The organism is Bradyrhizobium sp., assembly GCF_035652035.1.
Lineage (GTDB): Bacteria > Pseudomonadota > Alphaproteobacteria > Rhizobiales > Xanthobacteraceae > Bradyrhizobium.
In genome coordinates, this window is sequence record NZ_DASREO010000049.1 from 21,951 (window position 1) to 28,275 (window position 6,325).

4 protein-coding genes are annotated in these 6,325 nt (G+C 64.7%); 2 read left to right on the forward strand and 2 right to left on the reverse strand.

Annotated features, from left to right (window positions below; all coding sequences use genetic code 11):
- Window positions 1–45 precede the first annotated feature (45 nt).
- Window positions 46–3,411: a hypothetical protein gene (locus VFB05_RS14240; protein ID WP_325013363.1), complete on the reverse strand. Its 3,366-nt coding sequence runs from the start codon at window positions 3,409–3,411 to the stop codon at window positions 46–48.
- Window positions 3,412–3,613: 202 nt separating this feature from the next.
- The gene (locus VFB05_RS14245; protein ID WP_325013364.1) at window positions 3,614–4,210 is read right to left on the reverse strand and encodes a PadR family transcriptional regulator; all 597 of its coding nucleotides are present in this window, start codon (window positions 4,208–4,210) and stop codon (window positions 3,614–3,616) included.
- Window positions 4,211–4,350: 140 nt separating this feature from the next.
- Here VFB05_RS14245 and VFB05_RS14250 point away from each other — a divergent pair, with 140 nt between their 5' ends.
- On the forward strand, window positions 4,351–4,686 hold the full coding sequence (locus tag VFB05_RS14250; RefSeq protein ID WP_325013365.1) for a nuclear transport factor 2 family protein: 336 nt from the start codon (window positions 4,351–4,353) through the stop codon (window positions 4,684–4,686).
- A 123-nt stretch (window positions 4,687–4,809) separates the two neighbouring features.
- Window positions 4,810–6,325, forward strand: a 1,516-nt coding sequence (locus VFB05_RS14255; protein ID WP_325013366.1) for an acyl-CoA dehydrogenase family protein, incomplete at its 3' end; no start/stop codon positions are given.

A 6,325-nucleotide genomic window follows, 5' to 3' on the forward strand; every position in this document is an offset into this window, starting at 1 on the left:
TTGCTGCTTGCCGCTATGTCGGCGACGCCACAATGGCGCCGCTCGTCAGTGCGCCGAGGCCGTCCGCTTGCTGGCGACTGGTTTGACGGCAGGCTTGACGGGGCTTGCCTGCACGGGCGCCGAATCCCAGCCGCCCGCGGGCGAGGCGACGTTGATGGCGTCGTCCGGCTGGGGTTCCGGTGCGAAGGTCTGGATCGCAAGCTTGGCGGCCGCGAGCGACTGCGGGTCGAGGCGCTTGGCGATATCATCGCGCTTGCGGCCGGCGTCTGTGTCGCCCTGGGCGGCGGCCAGGCTAAACCATTTGAAGGATTCAGCGAGGTTCTGGTCGACGCCGATGCCGCGGGCATAGAGGATGCCGAGATTGTACTGGCTGTCGGCGATGCCGCGATCGGCGGCCTTGCGGAACCACTGCGCCGCGCTCTTGTAGTCGGCGCCCTTGCCGCCGCCGTCCGCGTCGAGCACGGCGAGATTATGCATGGCCTTGGCGTTACCGCGTTCGGCAGCCTGCACATAATAGCGGCGGGCGATGTCGACATCCTTCTTCACGGAGAGGCCCTTCTCGTAGAAGGTCCCCAGGCGGAAGATCGCCGGCACCACGCCGGCCTGCGCCGCACGGTCGAGCCATTTGGCGGCTTCGTCGTAATTTACCGCGACGCCTTTGCCTTCGGCGAAGCGCACGCCGACTTCGTAGGCCGCTGTGGGATCGCCCTTGAGGACGGCGGCGCGCAGAACCGGACCGCCGATCGTCTCGGGGATCCGCTCGGTCGGCGGGACCATGATAACAGACAATTTCGCGCTACCCGGCGCGGCCTGCGAGAGCGGAATGGTACCAGTGACGTCAGAGGTCGTGGAAGACGTGGGTGCGTTTTGCGGAATGGCGACCGAGGCGACGCCGTCGCCTCGGTCGGGGGTGACGTTGTTGAAGGATTGCCGTCCGATCGGAACTGGCGACGTCATCGAAGGCATGGTCTGAGCGGGCGGCGGGCTGGCGCGGCCGGCAGCAGAAGCCGGCGCTGCATCGCCCGAGCTTTCCATCGCCGGCATGTTTGACGGCGCGCCGGTGTCGAGCAGGGTCATCGCCATCTTGAACGTGCCGAGCACGATCACCACGACACTGGCGCCGACCAACAGCGAGCGGATCTTCGACGTCAACGTCGATGCTGCCTTGGCCTGACCGTTGGCCGCTGCAGCCTTCGCCTGCTTGCCGGCCTTGTCGGGCGGGGGCGCTGCGGCCGCGGCCTGCGCGGCCCGGCGCGCGGCGGCGATGAAACTCGATGTAGAGACGGGCTCCTTGGGAGCTGCGGCCGGAATGCTGCTGATCGCGCTCTCGGAGGCTGCGATGCGCTCGGATGGCGAAGCGGCGCGTCCCGACGGCCGGGTGCCCGGTTCAAGCGGATGATCGGGCGGTAGCTCGGGTACGATCGCAACGCGCGAAGCGGCCGCATGCGGCTCCAGAATTTCGCTGATGGTGCGTGGCGAGGCGGGCGGCTGCGCTGGAGCGGCCGCGTGGAAATCGCGCGGCGCGGCCGCAAAGGCCTCTTGCGCCACGGCAGGCAATTCGGACTTCGCGTGCGTTGCCAGCGCGATCCGCGCGGGCGGAGCTTCTTCCGCATAAGTCGGCAAAGACTCCTCCCTGTCCGAATAGGAAGATTCGGGAGCGGATGGAGGAGGTGCCGTGAAGGCCGGCGCTTCGGCGACAACGGCTTGCGCGGCTGTCGCTTGCGATGCCGGAGTTTGCGTGCGCACGTTGCGCAGGTCGCCCTCGATCATCGAGAGCCGATCGACCACATGGCCGAGCGTGTTGTGGACGGCCTCCAGCGAATCCTGCGTATGGCGATCGGTTTCCGCCTGGCTGAAGCGGATGTCGGACAATTCACGCTTGACGAGGTCGGCAAGTCCGCTGTCTTGCGCGGGAGCCGGTTCGCTGCGGGTGTTACTGGCGACGAAGCTCGCGAAGTTCGACTGCTGACGTTCGAGCTGATGCAGGACGTCCTGCAAGCCTTCCTCGACCCGTCCGAGGTTGCCGGAACGGTAATCGGACGACGCCTCCAGCCGCTCGAGCAGATAGGAGACGCGCTGCTCCAGGTGAGCCAGCGCCGACGCGCCGTCATTGCCAACCGGAATACGGTCGAGACGATCCGACAACGCGACAAGGGCGCGCTCGATCTGCTCGGAATTCTCGTTCATCGCGGGCCGCTGGTCGCGACTCTCGAGCGAAGACATCAACGCGGCCATGCGCTGTTCCAGCGCGGCGTACGAATCGGCCCGGCCATCGGGGCGGGCGAGCTGATCGACCTTCGCAGACAGCGCGTGCACGTCGTCGGAAAGCCGCGCCAAAGCGTCGTTGGACGCGACATTGGAGACGATGGCGCGAAGCGCCGTGATCGCGCTTTCGAGCTGGTGGATCGTCGACGGGTCGTCGTTCGCGCGGATGATCTGGTCGAGCTTGGCGGTGAGGTTGCGGATCGCGTGGTCGTAACCCGCGAGCTGTTCGGCCGGCGTCAGCGAGCGAAGCACCTCGCGGATTTCGCCGAGCGCGCGCTCGATGCTGGCGAGCGTCTGGCTGTCGCTGCCGTTCTGACGGCTGTCGTCGATGCGGCGGGAAAGTGAGCGGATCTCGCCTTCGATCGATTCGATGGCGCGGCGTGGCATCGCCTCGGTGATGGCGTGGCGAATCTCGGTGAGCTCGCTGCGGAAGGCCGCAATCGACTGCTCGATGTGATCGGGCCGCCGCAGCGACTCGATCTGGCTCGTGATGTTGACGAGATGCCGCTCGAGCGAGGAGAAGTCGGGACCCGGCGGCGGAGGCGGCGGGACGTAAGCGGCCGGTGGTGGTGACGCGTAGGCCGGCGCCGGCGCCATCGGCGGCGCGCTGCGCGTCATCGGGGGCGCAAAATTATCCAGCTCGTTCTGGCGCGCGGAAATTTCCGCGATCGCGGAATCGAACGAACCCGGATTGAGCGGAGGCGAAGGACGATAGACCTGTGCGGCGGCGCGCTCGACCATCTCGGCCTGGCGCTGCTTTTCCTGCACCTCGCTCCGGCCGGCCGGTGCGGGGTTGGCGATTTGCGACAGCCGCGCGTCGAGACGGGCGATGGCGTCGTTCAGCTGCTTGGCAACCGGCGGTTCGCCGCGCTGGGCGTCGTTGCGGGACTTGCCGTGCGAAATTTGTTCGATCTGGCGGGTGATCGCGTCCAGCCGCTCGTGGATGTCGGCGACATCCCGGCTTTGCTGGGCGGGCATCGCCGGACGCCCGCTGGGTGGAGCGCGGAAATTCGGCGGCGAGGCATCGCCCATGTTGAGATTGAGCCATTCGCTCAACGACACGCCGGCGCGGCGAGCCGCGGCCTCGGCCCGCTCCCGGACGGCAGGATCGATGCCTTCACTACTCCACGATACGCGCGAATTCATGCTTCTGTCCGGTTCCGCTCCGGCGCCTCCACCTGGCGCCTCCGGCCTCCCCGCGCGTCCCAAGAACGAGACAATCGATTTCGACGCGGGTCGTCTGCCTCTACAGCTCGACTTTTTCGCGTTACGGTAAATAACCCGTTAAGGAATGCGCTCAGCGGCCCGTAAAGTTTGCGGACGGCTCGCGTTTTTAGCCTTTTTGGCGCTAATCGCCGGACCCGGCACGGTCGCGGGTTCCCGCGTCGAGCTGCACGATATCGGCTGAGGCCGATATGGCCGAAAGCGCCGAAATCGCTTCCTCACACCACTCCGCCACCATCTGCTCATGCTTCAGGCCGATGCGAAGCCCGAGCAATTTGCCCGTGTCGGCGGGGGAGGCCGTTCCGTCCGGAAAGCGCTTTTTCAGGATGCGCTCATAGCGCTCATAGCGGTCGCGGTGATGTTCCTGCCGCGCCATCAAGTCCGTGCGAAGCGGCTCGATGTCGACGGCATCGAGCGCGTAAAGGCGGATCAGGAGGTCGTCCTTGATCGAGGCCGGCGTCGAGGGTCGGGCAGCCCAATGCCGGAACGCAGCTTTGCCCTCGGCCGTCAGCGTATAGACCAGCTTGTTCGGCTTGCCGGTCTGGACGACCTCGCGGCCCTGAATATGGCCGCGTTCGCGCAGCTTGGAGAGTTCGCGATAGATCTGCTGATGATCGGCCCTCCAGAAAAAGCCGATCGAGGCGTCAAATGTCTTGGCGAGTTCGTAGCCAGTCATCGGACGCTCGGTGAGGCAGGCGAGGATGGCGTCCGCAAGGGCCAAGGGTCGGATTCCTTCCAGGTCGGAATGGTCTGGAAATACTAACACGCTTGACTTTATGCGCATTGATGCATATGCGTCAATATGCATATGGGGTTGGCGGGCCGACTTAAACCGGCGCCACCGTCCATGGGAGGCATCCTGTGACTGCAATCGGCCTTCAAAAATGGCACGCCTTCATCAAGTCCGGCGACCACGCCGCCTTGCGGGACCTGCTCCATCCCGACGCCGTGTTCGAAAGCCCGGTGGTGCACACCCCACAGCGCGGCCGCGACATCACTTTCAAATATCTGTCGAGCGCCACCAAGGTGTTGGGTGGACCGAGCTTCACCTATGTCGGCGAGTGGACCAGCGATACGGGCGCCGTGCTGGAATTCACCTGTGACGTCGACGGGATCACGATCAACGGCGTCGTTCGCCCGCTGAAAGCCATCAATCTGCTGCATCGCTTGATGGGAGAGCAATTGGCGAAGCCGTGAGCGGCGTCGGTGCAAGACGCGCCTTGCGATTGCGATTGGACCTGCACACGACTCAAGGAAGTGGCTAAGGTCCGCTTCCAGAAATTCCGATAGACACACCAACGACCCCGCCGGGAGAACGTCATGCCGATCTACAAAGCGCCTGTTGAAGACGTCCATTTCCTGCTCAACGACGTCTTTCAAATCGATCGCTACGACAATCTTCCCGGATTCAGCGACGCATCGGCCGATGTTCGCGAGGCGATCGTGGGCGAGGCGGCCAAGCTCAGCGAAGAGGTGTTGCAGCCGCTCAACCGCGTCGGCGATCTCGAAGGCTGCAAGCGCAACGCCGACGGCAGCGTGACGACGCCGAAGGGGTTTAAAGAAGCCTTCAAACAGGTCGCCGAAGGCGGCTGGCTCGGCCTCTCGATGCCGACGGAATATGGCGGGCAGGGCCTGCCAATGACGCTGAGCCAGAGTGTCACCGAGTTCCTGTCCTCGGCGAACATGTCTTTTTCGATGTACGGCGGCCTGACTCAGGGCGCGATCGCGGCGCTGCTGGTGCATGGCAGCGAGGAACAGAAATCCAAATACGTGCCCAAGATGGTGGCCGGCGAATGGACCGGCACCATGAATCTCACCGAACCGCAATGCGGCACGGACCTTGGCCTCATCCGCAGCAAGGCCGTCAAGCAGAGCGACGGCAGCTACAAGATCACAGGTACCAAGATTTTCATTTCGGCCGGCGAACATGACCTCGCCGACAACATCATCCATCTGGTGCTGGCGCGGATCGAAGGTGCGCCTGCCGGCATCAAGGGCATCTCGCTGTTCGTGGTGCCGAAATTCATCGTCAATGCCGACGGCTCGCTGGGGCAACGCAACGGCGTCACCTGCGGCTCGATCGAGCACAAGATGGGCATTCACGGCAATTCGACCTGCGTCATGAACTACGACAGCGCCACCGGTTGGCTGATCGGCGGCGAGAACAAGGGCATGCAGGCCATGTTCGTGATGATGAACGAGGCGCGGCTCGGCGTCGGCGTTCAGGGACTGGCGCAATCCGAAGTCGCCTATCAGAACGCGGCGGCCTATGCCCGCGACCGTTTGCAGGGCCGCGCGCTGTCCGGAGTGCAGGAAAAGGACAAGCCGGCCGATCCGATCATCGTGCACCCCGACGTGCGCCGCACGTTGCTCACCATCCGCGCCTTCAACGAAGCGGCGCGCGCCATGGTGGTGTGGACGTCGCTGAAGAGCGATGTCGCCCATCGCTCCAATGACGCGAAAGACCGCCAGGAAGCGGACGATCACATGGGGCTGATGACGCCGGTCTTGAAGGGCTATCTCACCGAGATCGGCTTTGCCAACGCGGTTCAGGCGCAGCAGATGTATGGTGGCCATGGCTATATCGCCGAACAGGGCATGGAACAGTTCGTGCGCGATGCGCGCATCGCCATGATCTACGAGGGCGCGAACGGCATTCAGGCGCTTGATCTCGTCGGGCGCAAATTGCCGCGCGACGGCGGCCGCGCCGTGATGGCGTTCTTCGGTGAAGTCGGCGCGTTTGCCAAGGAACATGGCGGCGACGAAGCGATGAAGCCCTTTGTCGCGCCGCTCTCGACCGCGCTCGGCCACCTTCAGCAGGCGACGACCTGGCTGA